General features: G+C 33.9%; 13 protein-coding genes. 4 read left to right on the forward strand and 9 right to left on the reverse strand.

Features of this window, described 5'->3' with window-relative positions; all coding sequences use genetic code 11:
* The first annotated feature begins 63 nt into the window (after nt 1-63).
* Nucleotides 64-1332, forward strand: coding sequence for a PQQ-dependent sugar dehydrogenase (locus ABJF52_RS17015; RefSeq protein WP_348153027.1), 1269 nt, complete (start codon nt 64-66; stop codon nt 1330-1332).
* A 69-nt stretch (nt 1333-1401) separates the two neighbouring features.
* On the opposite strand, the gene ABJF52_RS17020 is transcribed toward ABJF52_RS17015, so the two are convergent.
* Entirely contained in the window at nt 1402-2262 is an 861-nt protein-coding gene (locus ABJF52_RS17020) for a glycerophosphodiester phosphodiesterase family protein (protein ID WP_348153030.1), read from the reverse strand.
* Nucleotides 2263-2303: 41 nt separating this feature from the next.
* Nucleotides 2304-4505, reverse strand: a complete 2202-nt coding sequence (locus ABJF52_RS17025; RefSeq protein WP_348153032.1) for a hypothetical protein — start codon at nt 4503-4505, stop codon at nt 2304-2306.
* 339 nt (nt 4506-4844) lie between these two features.
* Here ABJF52_RS17025 and ABJF52_RS17030 point away from each other — a divergent pair, with 339 nt between their 5' ends.
* Together ABJF52_RS17030 and ABJF52_RS17035 are read left to right on the forward strand one after the other, a co-directional pair.
* Nucleotides 4845-6815 carry a hypothetical protein gene (locus ABJF52_RS17030; RefSeq protein ID WP_348153035.1) on the forward strand — a complete coding sequence of 657 codons (1971 nt, stop codon included), beginning with the start codon at nt 4845-4847 and terminating at the stop codon, nt 6813-6815.
* Between the two features lie 26 nt (nt 6816-6841).
* Nucleotides 6842-7975, forward strand: coding sequence for a TlpA disulfide reductase family protein (locus ABJF52_RS17035; protein WP_348153037.1), 1134 nt, complete (start codon nt 6842-6844; stop codon nt 7973-7975).
* A gap of 109 nt (nt 7976-8084) precedes the next feature.
* On the opposite strand, the gene ABJF52_RS17040 is transcribed toward ABJF52_RS17035, so the two are convergent.
* The 5 genes from ABJF52_RS17040 to ABJF52_RS17060 all read right to left on the reverse strand — a co-directional run bounded on the left by ABJF52_RS17040 (nt 8085) and on the right by ABJF52_RS17060 (nt 15419).
* Nucleotides 8085-10337: a two-component regulator propeller domain-containing protein gene (locus tag ABJF52_RS17040; protein WP_348153040.1), complete on the reverse strand. Its 2253-nt coding sequence runs from the start codon at nt 10335-10337 to the stop codon at nt 8085-8087.
* A gap of 176 nt (nt 10338-10513) precedes the next feature.
* The gene (locus ABJF52_RS17045) at nt 10514-11914 is read right to left on the reverse strand and encodes a metallophosphoesterase family protein (RefSeq protein WP_348153043.1); all 1401 of its coding nucleotides are present in this window, start codon (nt 11912-11914) and stop codon (nt 10514-10516) included.
* An 88-nt stretch (nt 11915-12002) separates the two neighbouring features.
* The gene (locus tag ABJF52_RS17050; RefSeq protein ID WP_348153046.1) at nt 12003-12995 is read right to left on the reverse strand and encodes a Gfo/Idh/MocA family oxidoreductase; all 993 of its coding nucleotides are present in this window, start codon (nt 12993-12995) and stop codon (nt 12003-12005) included.
* Nucleotides 12996-13010: 15 nt separating this feature from the next.
* On the reverse strand, nt 13011-14495 hold the full coding sequence (locus ABJF52_RS17055) for a sodium/solute symporter (protein ID WP_348153048.1): 1485 nt from the start codon (nt 14493-14495) through the stop codon (nt 13011-13013).
* A 6-nt stretch (nt 14496-14501) separates the two neighbouring features.
* Nucleotides 14502-15419, reverse strand: coding sequence for a dihydrodipicolinate synthase family protein (locus ABJF52_RS17060; protein WP_348153051.1), 918 nt, complete (start codon nt 15417-15419; stop codon nt 14502-14504).
* Between the two features lie 139 nt (nt 15420-15558).
* Between ABJF52_RS17060 and ABJF52_RS17065 the strand changes: the two genes are divergently transcribed.
* Nucleotides 15559-16407, forward strand: a complete 849-nt coding sequence (locus ABJF52_RS17065; protein WP_348153054.1) for an AraC family transcriptional regulator — start codon at nt 15559-15561, stop codon at nt 16405-16407.
* Between the two features lie 35 nt (nt 16408-16442).
* Here the strand turns inward: ABJF52_RS17065 and ABJF52_RS17070 are convergent, their stop codons facing one another.
* Together ABJF52_RS17070 and ABJF52_RS17075 are read right to left on the reverse strand one after the other, a co-directional pair.
* A complete protein-coding gene (locus ABJF52_RS17070; protein WP_348153057.1) occupies nt 16443-17720 on the reverse strand; it encodes a hypothetical protein in 1278 nt (425 codons plus the stop codon).
* Between the two features lie 11 nt (nt 17721-17731).
* On the reverse strand, nt 17732-19501 hold the full coding sequence (locus ABJF52_RS17075) for a TIM-barrel domain-containing protein (RefSeq protein WP_348153059.1): 1770 nt from the start codon (nt 19499-19501) through the stop codon (nt 17732-17734).
* Nucleotide 19502: the final 1 nt, after the last annotated feature.

Below are 19502 nucleotides of genomic sequence, written 5' to 3' on the forward strand. Positions count from 1 at the left end.
TATCTTAAAATGACTCTGAAAATAGTAACTTTATCAATCATTACAACCAACTAAGAATACATAATGAAAACAACCAAAATCATCAAAAAATTACCACATTACACATCAATTCTTTTCATTGCTGCCATTTTAATTCAATGTAAAAGCGAAACTAAAGAAGTGGCAAAAAAACCTATTAATGACACTTTTTTAAAAACTCCTGAAGGCTTTTCAGTTGAAGAAATTGGAAAGGAATTAGGAAATGTTCGCCATTTAACTGTTGCTAAAAATGGAGACATTTACGCCAATAGATCAGTGCTAAAAGACGGAAATAGCATTCTCCTTTTAAAGGACAATAATCAAGATGGTATTATCGATGAGCAAAAAACATTTTCTGAACTACCAGGAACCGGAATACTAGCTAAAGATGAATATTTATATACTTCATCTAATTCTGGAGTATACCGCTATAAATTTAACGCAAACAATGAAATTATTGATACCGATAATCCTGAAAAGATAATTGATGGATTAATAGATATGGGTCGTGATAATGCAAAACCTTTTGCAATTGACAATAACGACAACCTTTATATAACAATAGGTTCTTGGAACGATGCCTGTAGAGATCAGGAAGGCGAAAAAGGCATGATACCTTGTACGGTTTTAGATTCTGCCGGTGGTATTTGGAAATTTAGTGCAAGCAAACCAAACCAAACCTACGCTGATGGCTCTAGATATGCTACAGGTCTTAAAAATGCAGTTGGTATAGCCTGGAATTTTAAAACCAATACTTTATTCGCTACAGATCATGGTAGAGGTGGCTTAAGCAATTATTATCCCGATATATTTTCAGCAAAACAAAATGATGAATTACCAAGTGAAACACTTTACGAGCTCAAAGAAAATGATGATGCAGGCTGGCCTTCTACCTATTATGACCATCAAAAAAATAAAAGAGTACTAGCTCCAGAATATGGTGGTGATGGTGAAAAAACAAGTGAAGAAAAGTTTATAGAACCACTCGTTGGTTTTCCGGCACATTTAGGACCTAACGATGTACTATTTTACACAGGAGATATGTTTCCAGAAAAATATAAAAACGGGGTGTTTATTGCATTTCACAATCAATCTAAAGAAATAGAAAAAGGTTTTTTTGTAGCATTTGTACCATTTAAGAATGGAAAACCTTCTGGCGAATGGGAAATTTTCTTAGACAATTTTGCTGGTATCGATCCAACAAAACCAGACGACACGTTAAAACATAGGCCTTGTGGTTTAGCCCAAGGGCCAGATGGTGCTCTTTATGTTGCAGATGATTTTGGCGGTAGTATTTTTAAAATTACATATTAAAAATATCATTTTCAATTTCACATGATTTCTACTATTTTTTGAATTGAAAAATAGTAGAAATCATTTTTTTTAATGATGCAATTTTTTAGATCGTAACAATTGCAATAACAATTCGGGTTCATCAGTTTGAATCATATTTGCTCCGTATTTTAAAACTTCATCAAGTACTTTTTCTCCCTTTCCATAACGAATTTGTGCATCTAATTCGCCCAAAGTATTTATCCAAATTCTTGAGTTGTTCTTTTTCAACAACACACCAACTTCTTTAGAATTAAACTTAGAATCAATATGTACTACTGGTGGTGCAAATCTCGTAATAGCAGAATCCACCATTTTATATGAATATGCTCTTGGCATTAATTGTGCCGATTTATCAAGCTCCAATATTCGATCTAACTGTTCATAATCATTATCAAAATAAAAAGCTTCTTTAGTTGTTCCCGTTTTTCTTAAAGCGGCTAAAATTCCTTCAACATTGTCTGTTTTCATATCAATGTCAATCATAATTTTTCCCTTTGTAACTTTTAAAAACTCTTCAAATGTTGGCACGGTCTCTTCGCTGATTCTTCCGTAAGGTGCTTTAAGTTTAAACTTTCTAATTTCTGCAAAAGTCAACTCTTCAACCTTACCTTTTCCAGTAGTTGTTCTATCAATACTAGAATCGTGCATTAAAATTAAATATCCATCTTTTGTTGTTTTTACATCCGCTTCAATAATATCAACTCCTAATTTAATCGCTTGCTTTGTTGAGGCTATTGAATTCTCAAAATTGCCCATATAAGCACCTCTATGCGCAGCTACAAGAACTGTTTTAGCATTTGAATTATGAAATACCCTTAAAGTTTCATTAAGATTTGTAGCATTTTTGGTACTCGCACAGGATATAAAAAAGACTGCTATAAAAAGAACTAAATAGTTTAGTTTTCTCATTCTATTATTTTGTTAGCGATGGAGGGAAAAATTAAATAATATTATGGTTTTGGAGCGCTAATAGCTTCTGCATAGCGTCCAGCCCAATAGGGCAATAAATATATATACGGGGCGTATTCCTGTTTAGCACTACCCCCGTTATTTCTATAAGCACCATTATGTTTATGCAAAACTCGTTCATCTCCAGGCAATACTTCTGAATAGGTCTGACTTCTGAAGTTGGGCTCAATTTCAACTAAATCTTTACGGTGACTATTATCAATTTTCCAATCAATTAAATCCATTGGAAATTCTCTTAAATTCCAAGCTGAATCTTCACTATCAATAGTTTTTGCACCACTTAAGGCAAACAGATAATTCCATAATGGATTTTTCTCAGAGCGCTCCACCTCCCAATGACTTTTTACTGTTTCAAAATGCTTTGCACGTTGTTCTTCTGTAAACGAGTAATTGACAAAACTTGGAATAGTTAAAAAATACATTTCGTCATCGGAGTGATTCCAACGATCACTTAAATCTTCGCCTTCAACATATCCTATAGTTGTAGCAGGGCGATTCGCATTTTCATCATAACCATATCTTTTAATCAACTTTAGAGCTGCTTTCTTATACTTTTCATCCTTTGTAAAATGATATGTGGTTTGTAAAAATGAAAGAATAAGCGTTGAATTTAATCTGCGATCACCAACATTTGTAGGAAAGCTATTCACGTATTTTGGGTTCCATTTACCCCAAGCCGTTGGTTCTCCGTTCCAATCAACCAAATACCAATTATTATCCATTATATGATCCATCTGAATTTTTATTTGATGAATTGCGCGATCTTTCCATTCTTCATCTGGAGCCAATTCTGCAAAAAGCGCATGAACATAGAAATGTCCACAAGTTTCATCACTACTAGTTGTAGATTTCCAACGCCATTTTTTATCATCTGCCAATTGCCAAATTCTACCATTTTCAGCAACATGTTTTTTATACCATTCTTCGGAAAATCCGTTAGCATGTAAACCTACTTCATAACCATCACGTTCAAATGATCTTGCAGGAAATCCACTCATCGGCGGAAGTGCTGTTAATCTTTCCATTGCTTCAAAAGCTTCATATGCATTTTGCTTTGCATCTTCATCTTTCGTTACCGCATAACGGTATAATTCACCTGCCAAATACATAGAAGTCCATAAGCCATCATTATCAGTATCCTTATAATAACCGGAAGTTAAATCTCCTGGTATTTTCAAACTTAAATTAGCCGTAAAACCGTACCTAATGTGCCTTAAACGTTGAATTTTTTGAAAATAAGCCGCTTTGTCGGCAAGTGTCATCGACACAAATTTAATTTGTGACATTCCGCTTTTAGTAGCTATTAATACACTATTTTCTGGTCCTTCAGCTATATCAATTACTTCATCGTCTACTAACCATCGCTTTGAAGCGTAATAATCATACTTACCATCTTCACGCAATTTAAAAGCTCCTTTTGTTGAACCAAACCAAAGTGAATTATTTATATTTTTAATTGTAGTAATTTCTGTCCAAGGAAGTTTTTCATTGATATCCCCAGGGGTAGCAGCAGTACCTGATAATGTAATAATCCCATTTTCAGTACCAACCATAACGTCATTTTTAAACACAGCAAGTGCCGTAAGACTGGAACCTGTATATATTTTATTCCATTTAGGGTTGGTAATTGAAACAGCATAAACAGCTCCCTTGCCTAAAATTAAAAATCGATTTTGATTTTCATCGTATACTATGGAGGTAAGGTTCAATCCGGTTTGCTGAGTTTCCCAAATTGTTTTCCCTTCTTTATCAATTAATTTTATTGTCTTCGATGAAGCAACCAAACTTGTAAAATCTGAACCAATTGCAAAATGTGAAGGTGATTGCATACCGTGCTCAACCTCAAAGGTACCTCCCCATGCATTGCTTAATACTGAATTCTCCGTTAAATAAACAAACTGCTTTTTATAAGTATCAAAAGCAACAATATTCATATCTGTTAAGGGTCTGTATTGTAAATCGGAGGATAATTCTTTTTCAAAGGCGTTTAACACTCCTTCATTAGAAAGCACTTTTATAGCCAAATTACGATCACTTCTAACTTGTAAAACAGTTACATTTTTATTGGCCTCGTTTAGTTCAAACTTTTCAGCAAAATCTTGAAGAAATGGCACATCAAGATATTCCTGAGCATTTAAATTTACTGATACTATTAAACACGTAACTACAATTAGTTTTTTCATAATAAATTAGAATTATTTCAATGGATAAAATTACCCATATACCTCCATGCTTGTTTCATCATTATTGATTAAAATACATTAAATATTGACCTGAAATAAAATATAAAAAAACTCCTAAACACTTTAATATCAACAATTTCATTATATAATTGCATGGTTTTCAATTAAATTAATGTATTTTTTACAACAATTAAAGCTAAAACAGCATTATTGACCATAAGTCAAAAAAATGCTGTTCGGGTTAATTTTCCATATAAATAAATCAATTATTATGTGGTGAAATATTACTAACATTAGTACATTTATTCTAAACACATATAGAATATTATTATAAGTATTATGAATTGGAACAAGCCACTTTTTTTAATAACATTATTCCTAATTCTCGCTTATGATGTAAATGATAAACCTAACGAGTTATCTCGAACTTTATCTCCAAAATTTGAAAGATTAGCATACAATAACCCAGACCTAACGGTAGACTTAGGGGTTGGTTTATGGGCATCTCCACTACCTATTGATTATGATAATGATGGAGACTTAGACTTATTAGTTTCATGTAACGATGTTCCTTTTAATGGCATCTTCTTTTTTGAAAATAAGAGTGGCGAGGCATTCCCTGTTTTTGAACCTCCTGTTAAGGTCAGTAAACCAATTAAACATATTCAAGTTTCATATGTTGATGGTAAACCTCGTTTTTTAAAACCAGGCCAAGAGCTTTTAGATTTTAAATCGTCTTTTAATGATAAAGGAGTTTCGCTGTTTCCAGGTAATACCTTTTCAAAACTTCATAACAACATTCGTTTTAATCAATGGAAATATGTCGATTATGAAAATGATGGTGATTTAGATATTATTGTTGGTATTCAAGATGGCGAAGATTATGGCTGGGACAATGCTTTTGATGAAAATGGTATATGGACAAATGGTCCGCTACATGGTTATGTTTATCTTATTGAATATGATAATGGCGCATATAAATTGAAAGATAAAATATTAGCAAGTGGAGCACCTATTGATGTTTACGGAGCACCTTCTCCAAATTTTGACGACTATGATAATGATGGAGATCTCGATATTATTTGCGGGGAATTTTTAGACAAATTTACCTATTTTGAGAATATAGGTACTCGAGAAAAACCAGAATATGCTAAAGGAAAATATCTTGAAAATGAAGCTGGTGTACTAACCATGGATTTAGAAATGATATTGCCAGTTTCATTAGATTGGGATAAAGATGGCGATATAGATTTAGTAGTAGGTGATGAAGATGGTCGCGTAGCATTTATAGAAAATACGGGAATAACCAAGAACGGGATGCCGATTTTTAACAGCCCTAAATACTTTAAACAGAAAGCAGAACACGTTAAATTTGGAGCACTTGTTACTCCATTTAGCACGGACTGGGATGATGATGGAGATGAAGACCTTATCTGTGGCAATTCTGCAGGATATCTTTCTTTTATTGAAAATTTAGATGGCGCTGATACTCCAAAATGGGATGCTCCTAAATATTTAAAGAACGATGGTGAAGTTATAAGAATTCAAGCAGGTGAAAGTGGTTCTATTCAAGGGCCATGTGAAGCTAAATGGGGATATACAACATTATCCGTTGAAGATTGGAACAATGATGGCTTAAAAGATATTCTAGTAAATTCCGTCTGGGGAAAAGTAATTTGGTATGAAAACATTGGAACAAAAGGAAATCCAAAACTAGCCAAAGAACAACCCATTAAAGTAAAATGGGATAATGACACCCCTAAGCCCGAATGGTATTGGTGGGATCCTGAGCCTAATACTTTAGCAACACAGTGGAGAACAACACCAAATGCTATTGATTGGAACAAAGATGGTTTAATGGATTTAGTTATGTTAGACCAAGAAGGCTATCTAAGTTTTTATGAACGCTTTAAAGATGGTGAAGATTTAATATTAAGACCTGGACAACGTATTTTTAAAACTACGAATGGCACTTATGACCGTAAGAACCAATTTATCAATAAATCTAATGGCCCATTACGGCTTAGTGAGCAAAAATATGGCAGTAGTGGAAGAAGAAAATTAGCCTTTGGTGATTGGGATTTAGATGGTGATACTGATATTTTAATAAACGGCATAAATGCTGCACTTTTAGAAAACACCAAACAAAATAAAAACCGAGTAGAATATAAATTCAAAGGTAACTTATCGAACATAAAATTAGCAGGACACACGACGAGTCCAACTTTAGTTAATTGGGATAATGAAGGAAAGCCAGACTTACTTTTAGGAGCTGAAGATGGCTATTTTTACTACTATAAAAATGACTAGATTCATGCCTCGAAAAAAATTGAACAATGAAACAACTTTTAGCTATTCTTATTATTCTATTTCTGAACTCATGCATTACGAATGAAGAACGAGACTCATATTTGATAGAAGGCACCTTAAAAAACATACCAGATGGTACAATAATAGATTTATCGTTGCACATTGGAAGAAACGGCCAGAGAATAAATTCTGATACAATTATTGATGGACGGTTTAAATTTAATGACACTTTAAAAATACGACCTTCGAAAATGTCTCTAAAATTTAGGGATGGAAAGAATTATTACGGAAGTTGCGATTTATGGGTTGATTATGAAGTGATAAAAGTAGACGGTTACAGCAAATATCCAACTTCATGGGTTGTTACTGGTAAAAACAAGGAACAAGTAGCACTTAATAGCATTAAGAATAAAATAAGAAAAATTGAAACTAAAAAGGATAGTATTCGCTTGCTAATAAAGAACAGCCTAAAAGGTGCAGATGCGACAGAACTTTTATGGGATGCTTTTGACTCGGTTGAGACAATAGCAAACGCAATTGAATTAAAGGCAATTGAAGAAAACCCGAATAGCTTAAGTGCCATTGAAATACTTTATAGGAATGCTAAATTTGACTCCACTATAACTAAAAATCAAATTAAAAAAATCTACGACAAATTAGATACCAGCTATCAAAAAACCATATTTGCAGAAGGATTATTGTCAATAATACAAGAAAAAAATATTCCTGAAATTGGTGATTCCATGACAAACATTGTAGCTTTTGACCCAGATGGCAAAAAGTACGACTTAAATGGATTTAAGGGGAAGTATATTTTATTAGATTTTTGGGCTTCAGCTTGCGCCCCTTGTGTACAGGCACTACCAGAAACTAGAAATTTATATGCCAATAATAATGAGCAACTCACAATAATTGGTGTAAATATGGATGATAATCTAGATTTATGGAAAAAGAGTTCACAAAGACATAACATAACATGGGAGAATATTTCTGATGGCAAAGGGAGTATTGCAGGTGCATCGGCTGAGTATGGCATAAAAGTATTTCCGACCTACTTCTTAATTGACCCAAATGGCACCATAATTGACAAATGGATTGGTTACGAACCTAATGAATTAACTGAAAAAATGAGTCAGCATATTAAAGAATTAAAAATCTAATATTAACAGCTATAAAGAAATATTTCTATACTAAAGACCTCATGCACTCTAAAATGCCGACACTTAGATTCAACTTTGTAGAAAATATATAGGAAGTCTAAAAAAAAGTTTATTTATTGATAATTATCTCTTGGTAGCGCCCCATCCAATAGGGTAAAAGCCAGAATACAGGTTCCTTTTCTTGACTTGGGTTTCCAACAATAGCTTCATATATATTATTATCCCAACGTACCGTACGGTATTCGCTTGGTGGTCGTAGTGCTACCTGTAGTTCCTCTAAAATGGGTTCCCTGACCACATTTAAATCTTCACGCTTGCCATTATCAATATGCCAATCGATTAAATCTAACGGTGCATTCTTTAAAAAAGCAATGGAGGCATCTAGTTCATGACTGCCGCCGGAAAGATAATTATAGGCAAAATTCACAAGAGGACTTTTTGTTTGCCTATTCTTTTCAAACCACTTATTTAAATGGCTTACATATTCTTTTTTAAGCTTAGGGTCATGCTCATATTTGATCAATGGAGGATACACATACAAAGCCATATAGATATCAAAATACGTTTCCCAAGCTGGGTTTGTATCATGCAACATTTTTGCATTTTCAAGATAGCCTTCCTCACTTATTAAATTAGAATATTCTTTTTGATATTTTTCTTCCTTCGTAATTTGATATGTGAATTTTAAAAAAGAAAGTAATTCTAAGGAGTTCAATGCTCGTTCTGGTGCCCAGTCTGGATTTTGATTTAGCATTTTAGGTGACCATACGCCCCATTTTGTATGTTTACCATCTACTCCTACCAAGTTAAAATCATTTGTAATCAAATGATCCATGATTTTACTAAAGTGATTTGCTACACGTACTTTTTCTTCCTTATCTGCAACTAGGGTATAATAACAGTAGTATCCAAAAAGATGCCCGCAAAGTTCATCACTACTTGTATCTCCTTTCCATTTCCATTTTCCATCCTTAGAAAAGTGCCAACGTTGTTCTACCGGTTTTTGCCTTGGGTCGTTTATGATTTCATCAGCCAATTGCTTATTTGAATAGGTACGATTCATATCATGTGAATTTTCCCATGAAACTGGAATAATCGTACGAGCAAAAAATCCATCAATTTCGGTTACTTCTCGCAAAAAATGTAAAAAATCAAATGCCTTTTTAGCTCTTTCTTTTGCTTCTGGGTTTTTTGTAGCGGCGTATCGAAATGATTCCATAGCCAAATACATTGCCGTATATTCGCCATCATTATCATCATCTTCTGGAATTATAGTTGTGGTATCCCCAGGAATGGTCAATTTGGACCTACCTACAATCCAAGGTTCTCGAACATGGCGCTTAATTAATTTCTTATAGAAATAATCTGCTTTGGATTTAAGTGTCATTTGTTTTTTCTTAATGCTACTTACTCCATTAGCTGTTGCTATCCAAGCATTACCATTAATATCAAAAGCAATATCCCGTACTTCATTGTTCATTAACCAACGTCTACTTAACCGTACTGAATATTCTTTTTCCTTTGGTTTAAATCTTGTAATTCCATAATTCGTACCAACCCACATCGTTCCATCTGGTGCATTTGCAACTACATTAACATTCGCATTAGGCAAACCGTCTTTTGGTAACTTTTCACTCAGTTTTTCTGTAGCATTGCGAATAGTAATACCCCCCAATCCACCTACCCATAATTTTCCTTCATTGTCATAATCAATACCTTTAACATAAGCGCTCACCAAATCTTCGTTCTTCTGATAAACACTTACTTTTTTTTCATTGCAATGATATAATCCAACATCAGTCCCTATCCACAAACCACCATTGTTATCAGACAAAGCCACACGTATACTTTTAGCAATAGTATAATCCTTTTTATGCCAAACCCCTTTTTCATAAAACCAAATACCATAAGGGCCTAAGGCGTACACACCTTCTTTAGCGCACACAATTTTAGCAATTGGCGATTTAGGTCCGTCCATTTTTTCCAATTTTCCAGATTGATAGGAGTAGACTGCATTCCAGGTAGCCATCCAAACAGCACCTGAAGAATCTAATGCGATATCATATGCAGGTCCCGAATCTTTATCCGAAAACAATGGTTTCCAATCTTGCGAAGTGGCAATCTTTTTATAAACACCATTTTTAGTAGCAGCCCAAATAGTTTGATCAAAATCAGGTAATACAGCCCTAATATCATTTGCATCAGAATTGTCAGCATCAACTAAAAAACCTTCATGATATTCTTGTTCAAAAGGTACATCAGCATAAAACAATTTGTCTTCAATCTCGGCTTCAACAATATTATTTTCAACTTGCTTACATGATAAAACGACTAATAGTAATAGTAAAATTGAATTTCTCATGTTTATTTAATAATTATACTTCCAAAAAGCTACTGTTCTAACTTTAAGTAATCAGGATAAGAAAGGAAAACCCGACCTACTGTTAAGAACTGAGAATGGTTATTTTACTATTATAAAAGATTTATAGAAGACTTTGAATATATATACAAAGTCTTCTATTGTCTTAATTTAGCTTATCACTTAGGGTCTGCAAAATCCTTTTTAAGTCTCATTGGAGTATCAGGCACTTTATTAATTAAAGTCTTTTTACCATTCTTTTTCACAATTTCAAAAGCATCGTAGAGGGTTCCGATAGGAGTATAAGCCCCGTAACTTATAGTATCTTCTGACACTGTTATAATTTGAAAAAGCTGTGTATACTCACCTCTTCGCACCATCCATTCTTGGTCTTGCGATTCATACATTTTTGGCCCACTAACAGAAACTGCATAAACTGTTCCTGCATCTTCTACCACAGTTAAACCCTTGCCTTCATTTTCAGGAAATCCTCTAGCATAGGTATGATCATGCCCTTGCAATACCAAATCCACTTCATATTTGTCTATCAACGGTTTTATGGCTTCTCTTAACTCCCAATTATCTCTACCTTCTTTTGTGGAGTAGACAGGATAATGCGTAGTTATTGTTATCCATTTTTTCGTGTTTGATTGTAAAACTGAATCGAGCCATTTTACTTGAGCAGTTCGCGCATCCATACTTTCATCAAAACCTTCACTATCTATAGATATCAATTTCATATCTTGATAATCAATTGCGAAACAAGTTTCTTTCAATGCTTCACTAGGTCCGTTTTCTGGTAAAGTAAAGCTAGGCCTCCATAAAGAAGTTAGTACTCCGTCTCTATATTCATGATTACCAGGTGTCATTACACTTGGCACTGTCGCATGAATAAAACTACCAGCATGAAACCATTCTCCCCATTCCAAATTCGCATCTCTATCATTAATTAAATCGCCTGCATGTAACATAAAATCTACCTGAGGAAATTGGCGATATGAGTTTCTAATTACTCGTGACCATAACGATTTCACATTATTTTGAGCATCACCAAAATAGATAAAACTAAAAGGTTCTTTACCTCCTATACGAGCAGTTGTTATTTGAAACCACTCGCTCCAATAGCCATTATCTTTTTCACCATTCCCAACGCGATATATATATGTAGTATTTGGCTTCAAATTTTTAATTAATGCGGAGTGATATGTAGCCTTTACAAGGGGTTCATTTCTATTCTGATTTTCAAATTTCTGAGAGATAGCTGTTACCTTTTTAACATCACGTAATAAAAATTCAGGACCATCAGTTGCTAACGCTACTTCTACAATTCCTTTTTTTACCTGCTGATCCGTTCGCCAATTCACTGCAAAAGTATGCGCAGGATTTTCGGTAAGGTTTGATATTATACGGTCTGGTGTATTGGATGGAAATATTAATTTATGCGCAGGTATCGAATCATGCGTTGTATAATGTGAATGGCTATGTTCTACTCCATTTTGATGTTTATGTTGTGCTTGGATATTTATGCTTAACATAAACATCATTGAAAAAACTGTAAGACTATTTGTTATCCTCATCATCAAATTATTTACTATTCAAATCTATTTTAGATCTTATCGAAAACCAATATTCACATATCAAGCTATCGTTAAAAGTACTTTCCTATTATTAAATTTTTACTCGATTTCCCACGGCATTACTTTCATGTAATTTCTCAATTACAATCATATTATTTATTGCATCAATTAAATTGACGGGTGCTTCCCTATTTTGAATAATAGCATTTGAAAAAGCATCCGCTTGTAATGTATATTGATCACATATATCGAATTGAATTTCCTTTGTTATTTCATCTTTCGTCAACCAAATTTTAGATTTAGTATCAATAGGAGGGTTAAATGGAAGCTCAAATTTGATACTTCCCTTTGTTCCGAATATTTGGGCTTGTTGTGTATAGTCCAATTGCGTGGCACAGAAAAAAGAAGAACTACCATTTTCGAATTCAAGAATTCCATTTGCCAAAATATCTACTTCATATTCTGGATGATATTCAATGGAAGCCAAAACGCTTTTAGGTTCTGCATTAAATAATAATCTTGAAATTGAAATAGAATAACAACCAATATCCATTAAGCTCCCTCCTCCAAAAGATTTATTATTGGTAATACTTTGGGCATCATCATCAAAAAAAGAAAATGAGGATTGTATTGTTTTTAAAACACCTATTTCTCCACTATCAACTAATTGCTTTACTTTAATCCATTGCGGATGAAACTTATACATAAAAGCCTCAGCAATTTTTAAGTTTGGGTGTTTTTTAGCTTCATCTAATAAGCTTATGGCAGAAGCGCTACCTAATGCTATAGGTTTTTCAACAAGCACATGCTTACCGGCTAGCAAAGCTTTTTTAGCCCATTCTACATGCAAATGATTTGGTAATGGAATATAAACTGCTTCAATTTCTGAATCATTTAATAGTTCTTGGTAATCATCGTAAAACTTTGAGATTCCAAATTCAACTGCAGTTTCTTCCGCTTTTTTTTTATTCCTAGAAGCAATTGCTAAAACATTACAGTATTTACTATTTAGCATAGCTGGAATTACTTGTTCTCTAGCAATTGTAGCAGTACTTAATATACCCCATTGAATTTTACTATTCATCGAACGAAAACTTTTTTAGGTTCTATTTTTTTGTTTGTTTATAAAAACAAATACAAAAGCAAGAGATAATAACCCCGCAGTTGCTACAGCACCCACAATAATAGGATCCAATGTACACTCTAACCAAGCTAATTCAGGTGATAATTCTCTTAAGAAAGTACCCCAAATAATTATTAAAATGCTAAAAATAACCGACACAATACCCTGTGTTTTAGAGATTTTCACATTGAAAAGTGCCAATAAGAATAGCCCTAAAATTCCACCCCCAAAAATGCCTGAAATTTGCCACCAAATATCAAGAGCGCTTTCAGCATTTATTAATAATAAAGCGAATGCAATTCCTAGTACACCCCAAATTATCGTGATTAACCGTAAAAATCCAATGCTGCTTTTTTCGGAAGCATCTGGTTTAAAATATTTTTTAAAATAATCCAAATAGAGTACCGTAGCAGATGAGTTTAATGCAGAATCTACCGTGCTCATTGAAGCTGCAAGTATAGCTGCAATTATTAATCCTTTAAGACCCGTTGGAAGTTCGGTTGCAATAAAAAATGGAAATACCTCATCACCTTTAACTATTGCGGGGTCCAATACGTGCGCCGAACCAGAATAAAAAGCGAACATTGCAGTGCCGATATAAAGGAAGATTGCCGTTAGCGGTAAATATATAAGCATGGCAATCCACACCGATTTTTTAGCCTTCTTTTCGGTAGCTACCGCGCTATACTTTTGTGTATAATTTTGATCAGCCATTAGGTTTCTAATATTTTCAGTTACCCCATAAATAATCATCACCCAAATGGTTCTACTGCTTAATGAAAAGGAAGAGTCTCCCAAGCTAAATTTGTTTTCATCAAAAGCTTTTTGGATTAAAAATTCTGGATCGGCAAATACTTCTGTCGTTAGGATATAAGCGCTAAAAAGAAGTCCGCCAATCATAATTATCGACTGCATAACATCTGTCCAAATTACAGCTTCCATACCTCCCATTAAAGTATAGGCAATGGTCATTACACCTATTATTAATATTAAAGTACTAATATCAACGGAAACAAAAGAAGTAAGTAAGAGTGAAGAAAGATAAAGTATAACAGCAGTTCTACCAATCATAAAAAGCACAAACGATAGAGATGCATAAACCCTACCCCAATCGCCTATTTTATCTTCTAAATATTTATATACCGATATTATTTTATGTTTTCTGTAGTGTGGAATTACGTACTTGGTTACAAACCATGCAACAGGTAAAGCTGTTAGCGCAAAAATTAATGGATGCCAATTTTGATCAAATGCTTTACCAGGAACTGCGATATATGAAATACTACTGGTATAGGCGCTCATAACCGCTATTCCTGCTGCCCATGCAGGAATACCACGGCCAGCCACCATAAACTCCTCTGAAGTTTTGGTTTTCCTTAAAAAATAAATTCCCATTCCGATCATTAACAAACCGTAAATAATCAAAATGGCAATATCTAGTACTTCTAACTGATAGTTCATCTATTATTAAGATTCTGCCATAAATTCTTTTTCAAAATTTTCTATATGACATTTTACTTTTTCTCTTTCTGGTTGTTCAAACCTATGTAATGGCATAGCCATGTGATCTTCACAAATTCCTTTTATAGACAATGCACATTTAATACCTTTTGTCACTCGTGACGCGGTAGTGCCAACACTATAGATAGTTTCATCTATTTGTGTTACTTGTCTATGTAACGCAGCTATTTTAAAGTCGTCTTTAGCTACTGAAGCATTATACAGTTCTACAAACAATTTTGGAAATACATTTGCACCACCGGCAACTGCTCCATCACCACCGTGTTTAATAGTAGCAGGCAAATAACCCTCAGAACCAGCTATTACTAAAAATTCTGGTGAATCTTTAAAAGCGTCAATTAAATTATATAAATAATCAAGGTCACCAGAGCTGTCTTTTACACCTAAAGCACCCATTTCCTTACCTTTTTTTATTGTATTTAAAGAAAGGTTCATTTTCGTACAACTGGGCATATTATATAGCAAAAACGGCAATTCCAATTTCGGTATCAAGGTATTCAAATATTCGTCCATTTCAGCATCGGAAATTGGAAAATAATACGGAGGTGCAATCACCACAGCATCAGCACCTGAGGCTTTGGAATGTGCTGCTATTTCCACAGAGCCTTCAAAAGAGGTATCCGTAATCCCCACTAAAACAGGCACTCTTTTATTGATGTACTCGCAAGATTTTGTAATTAAATCCTTGCGAACTTCATTGCTTAAACTAGGACCTTCTCCGTTGGTTCCTAGAATAAAAATACCGTGAACTCCACCAGATATTAAATGTTCAATTAAATTCTTTAAACCTTTGTAGTCTAATTTGTAATCCTCCGTAAGAGGAGTAATCATTGGAGGGATAATTCCTCTCAAATTTAAAGTCATATCGCTTACTTAATTCAAGCAAAGTAAATTTAATTAGCTCCAATACGCCACTATTATTTTACATAAATCTTATGTTATTTTAACCTAAAATATCAAAAAAAATTACTATTATTGATAATAAGAGTTAAAATACTTAGATATGGAATTTGTTTGTGAAAAAATATTTGTGCCCAATAATCATTCTTTTATATCACGTAAACTACCCCTTTCATCTAACGCAAGAATTCACTCACATAAAAATTTTGAGTTAAATTATATTACCTCTGGTGTGGGAAGAAGGATTGTTGGTGATAATATATCAGGATTTGAAAAAGGAGACCTCGTACTTTTAGGTCCAAACTTACCTCACTGCTGGGAACTGCTTGATAGTGAAGGAAATGAGGAGCCAACTTGTATTGTAACTCACTTTTCTGAAAATATTATTGATTCTGATTTCTTTCAAATGCCAGAACTCGAGAAAGTAGTAGACCTTCTTAAGCTATCGAATAGAGGTATTCGATTTAAATTAGATGATGATTCTGAAATAAAACATATTCTAGAAAGCATGGCAAATAGTAATGGCCTTGAATATTATATTGGCTTGCTTAAAATTTTCAATAATTTGATAAAAGTAGAAGACAGAGATAGGTTGTCTAACCCTATCGATCGTTCATCTGTGTTCTCTAAGAATATCGACAAAGTAAATAAAGTGTACGAATATGTATTCCAAAATATTCAAGAAGGTATAAAACTAGAAGAAGCCTCAGCTGTGCTAAATATGGCTCCAAGTTCTTTTTGTCGCTTCTTTAAAAAGAAAACAGGACATACTTTCATGGAATATGTAAAAAATGTACGCGTAGGAATTGCGGCAAAATTATTGGCAGAAACTGACAAACAGATTACACAGATATGTTTTGAAAGTGGCTATAATAATTTAGCAAATTTCAATCACTATTTTAAAGCCAATATGGGGAAGACGCCTTCGGACTATCGTAAACATTTTAGATAATAAATGATTTATGCTATTTGGCTAAAATAGAATTGCTACCCAAACTCAAAACGGTTATGACTACCGTGCAATTCAGCATTATAACTTACTGCAATTATAGATAGTATTGCCAGAACCGTAAGTATCGCCAATAAATAAATAAGCCATTTTTTAGTAATTAATTGAACTGTTGTTTTTTGCACATCTTTTATTTCATGTTTTTTAGCTAAAAAATAGATTAGGATAATATTCAAAATGTACAGGTGATGATTTAATCCTAATTTGCCTGCAAAAAGACCAGTCACAACATAACTCATTAATGCATAACTACCTAAATAGGTAAAGAAGAATAAGGCTACATCATTTTTCTTATAATTATTATCATTCAATTTCCAAAATAGTACAAGAGCAACTATAAGCAAAACAATAGCGGCAAAAGCGGTACTTGAAAATGCAACTTGTTCTACGCTTTGGATCTCACCTAAACGTCTTAATATATGTTCATAGGCCAAAGATTCTCTATAAACGATAAGTGGAATAAAAACGAGTAGCACAAACAAAGCAACCCTATTTACCCAATTCTTTGGTTTCGCATCTTCATCAACCGGCCATTTTGATGAAAACACACCATATGCCATTCCAGTACCCCCAAAAAAACCAATGCTGTATTCCATGACATTCCACATATTAAATGGAATTTCAAATACATTACCAGTTACATGCAAAAAATTTCCAAAACCAAAACCAAAACCACCTCCAAGTGCCGAAAATATGGCTACCCTAATTGCAGAGTTTCGATTTGTTCGAGCCATATGTAAAAGCATAGCTAAACCAGCTCCAAAAATAAATGCCCAAGCTTCAGATCGTGGAGGAGTCATTTTAAAACCAATTTGCTCAATCAAAAAGAAATAAGTCAGTAACCCTCCAGCAACCATTTCCGATACCAAGGCACCCCATGAAACTTTATTGCTTTTTGTTGAATCAATCACTAGCCCCACTAATCCTCCACCGAGCACACCAAATAAAGCACCAATTACAAAAAGCATACTAAAGCCATAAAAGACATTAATAAAATTGTCAGCTCTACCATAGCCAACTACTACCCCATAACTTATCATACCTCCTGCTCCCCATCCAATGGCAGATACAAGTGCAAGTATTGGCATTTTAGCATACCAATCCTTTCTATTCGAAACTAAAACTAATGCCAATGCTCCAATAGCTCCAGCCCATGCAGCACCCTGCTCATGTCCAAACTGACCTCTTATAGCCCATGCAGTTGCCAAAGCCATACCGACGATTATTAAACTTATGCCTTGCTTTTTAATATTCATTTGTACTCGTTTTAGTATTTAATAGTATAATTTCCTTTGCTGTATTTGAGATTGGATACAACACTTATTTTATTAAGGATGTGATCATAATTCCATTGCTTCTGATTCAATTCTTGCTGGTCGAGAATTATTTTTTGAGGAACGGTTTCAGAATAAATTTTTAAAATATGACCCACCTTATTTCCCGAGATATTAATTTTTAATTCTTTACGATTTTTTTGATATGAAATTATCGTTTGCTCTCTCGTAAGCGTATCATAATATATAAATGAATTACTAGTATTGGGATAAATTAAAACAGTTAAAAAACCATCGGAAGCACGATTTCCAAATCCGGTATAATCGCGTTTTACGGCTAAAGGAATAATGGCTCCTTCTTTTACGAAAACCGGAAATTCATCTATTGGGAATTCTTTTGTAAAAGTACTTCCCCCATCCATTAATTCTTTATCATCAAAAAAATACCTCCATTGACCTTCAGGTAAGGAAACCACTCTATTTTTAGTGTCTTTGTAAATAGGGGCAATTAGAAAATCATCACCGAACATATAATGATATTTTCCTTTTTTCAAAGGAGATTGCAATCGCCTTCCTCCATCATGAGCAGTAACTACATAATGGTACATATAGGGAACCAATTCTGTATGTAACCAGGAGAACTTTCGAATAATTTCTAATTCTTCTTGACTTCTTTTCCATAATCTTCGTTCTCCATGTCCGCCATTCAAAAATAATCCACAAAACGTTGAAAATTGAGCCCAACGAATATACAATCGAGGCGGAATTGTTTTTCCAGAAAAACCAGCAACATCAGATCCAACAATATTATACCCAAGTTCAGCGCTTTCGAGAATATTCTCAATAGCAGATTCAAAACCTTGAATCCCGTCAAGGGCAATATCTACTTTGTCATTCTCCTCAGCTAACATTTCATCTGTAACCCATTTGTGTTCTTGATCACCTACCCAATTTACTGGCGAAGCATCAATTGGTGCAAAACCCTCGGGGTGATAACCTCTATCAATAGACCTAGATAAAGTTATAAATTCTGGGTTCTGTGTTAATCCATGTTCATATTCATCTCGGTAATAGTGATTCATATAAGTTCGTGCTGACATTAGTCCATCTGCAGTATTTTTATAGAAGAATGGAATTCCTAAAACATCGCTCCAAAAAAGAGTAGCAGTTCCATCAAGTTTCCAACCATCAATACCTAAATCAAAAATATTTTGTTGCATACTCCTCCACCAACGCATCGCCTCCGGATTACTATAATCTATAAACCCTCCTTTACCTTTCCACCATGTATTTGCACTTTTAGATTTTGCCAAATATCCCTTTTTCATAGCGTCTTGATACCAAACTGAATCATGTTTAATTCTGGTATCCTTGCTATAACTATCTACCATTGAGGTCATCCAAAGAACCACACGATAACCTTCATTTTCTAAATTTTTAAACCATTTATCAGGTTTTTTATATAGCAATGTGTCAACCTCAAAATCGTTATAACGAAGCGACCACGGACTGTCTAATACAATGGTTCGAACAGGAATATCATGAGCCTTATACCCTGCTAATAATTCATCTACAATTTCAGAATTATTGACATCATCTTCCCATAACCAACATTCTAATGCCCATGCCGGTGTTAAAGGTGGATTTCCATGTCTTTGTGAATTAAACGGCATTCCCCAAATAGGAAGAAACCAATAAAAATATGATACTATAAATAATACACCTATGGACCAGACTAAAACCTTTAAAACCTTCTTTTTCATA

It is taken from the genome of Aurantibacter sp., from assembly GCF_039941195.1.
Lineage (GTDB): Bacteria > Bacteroidota > Bacteroidia > Flavobacteriales > Flavobacteriaceae > Aurantibacter_A.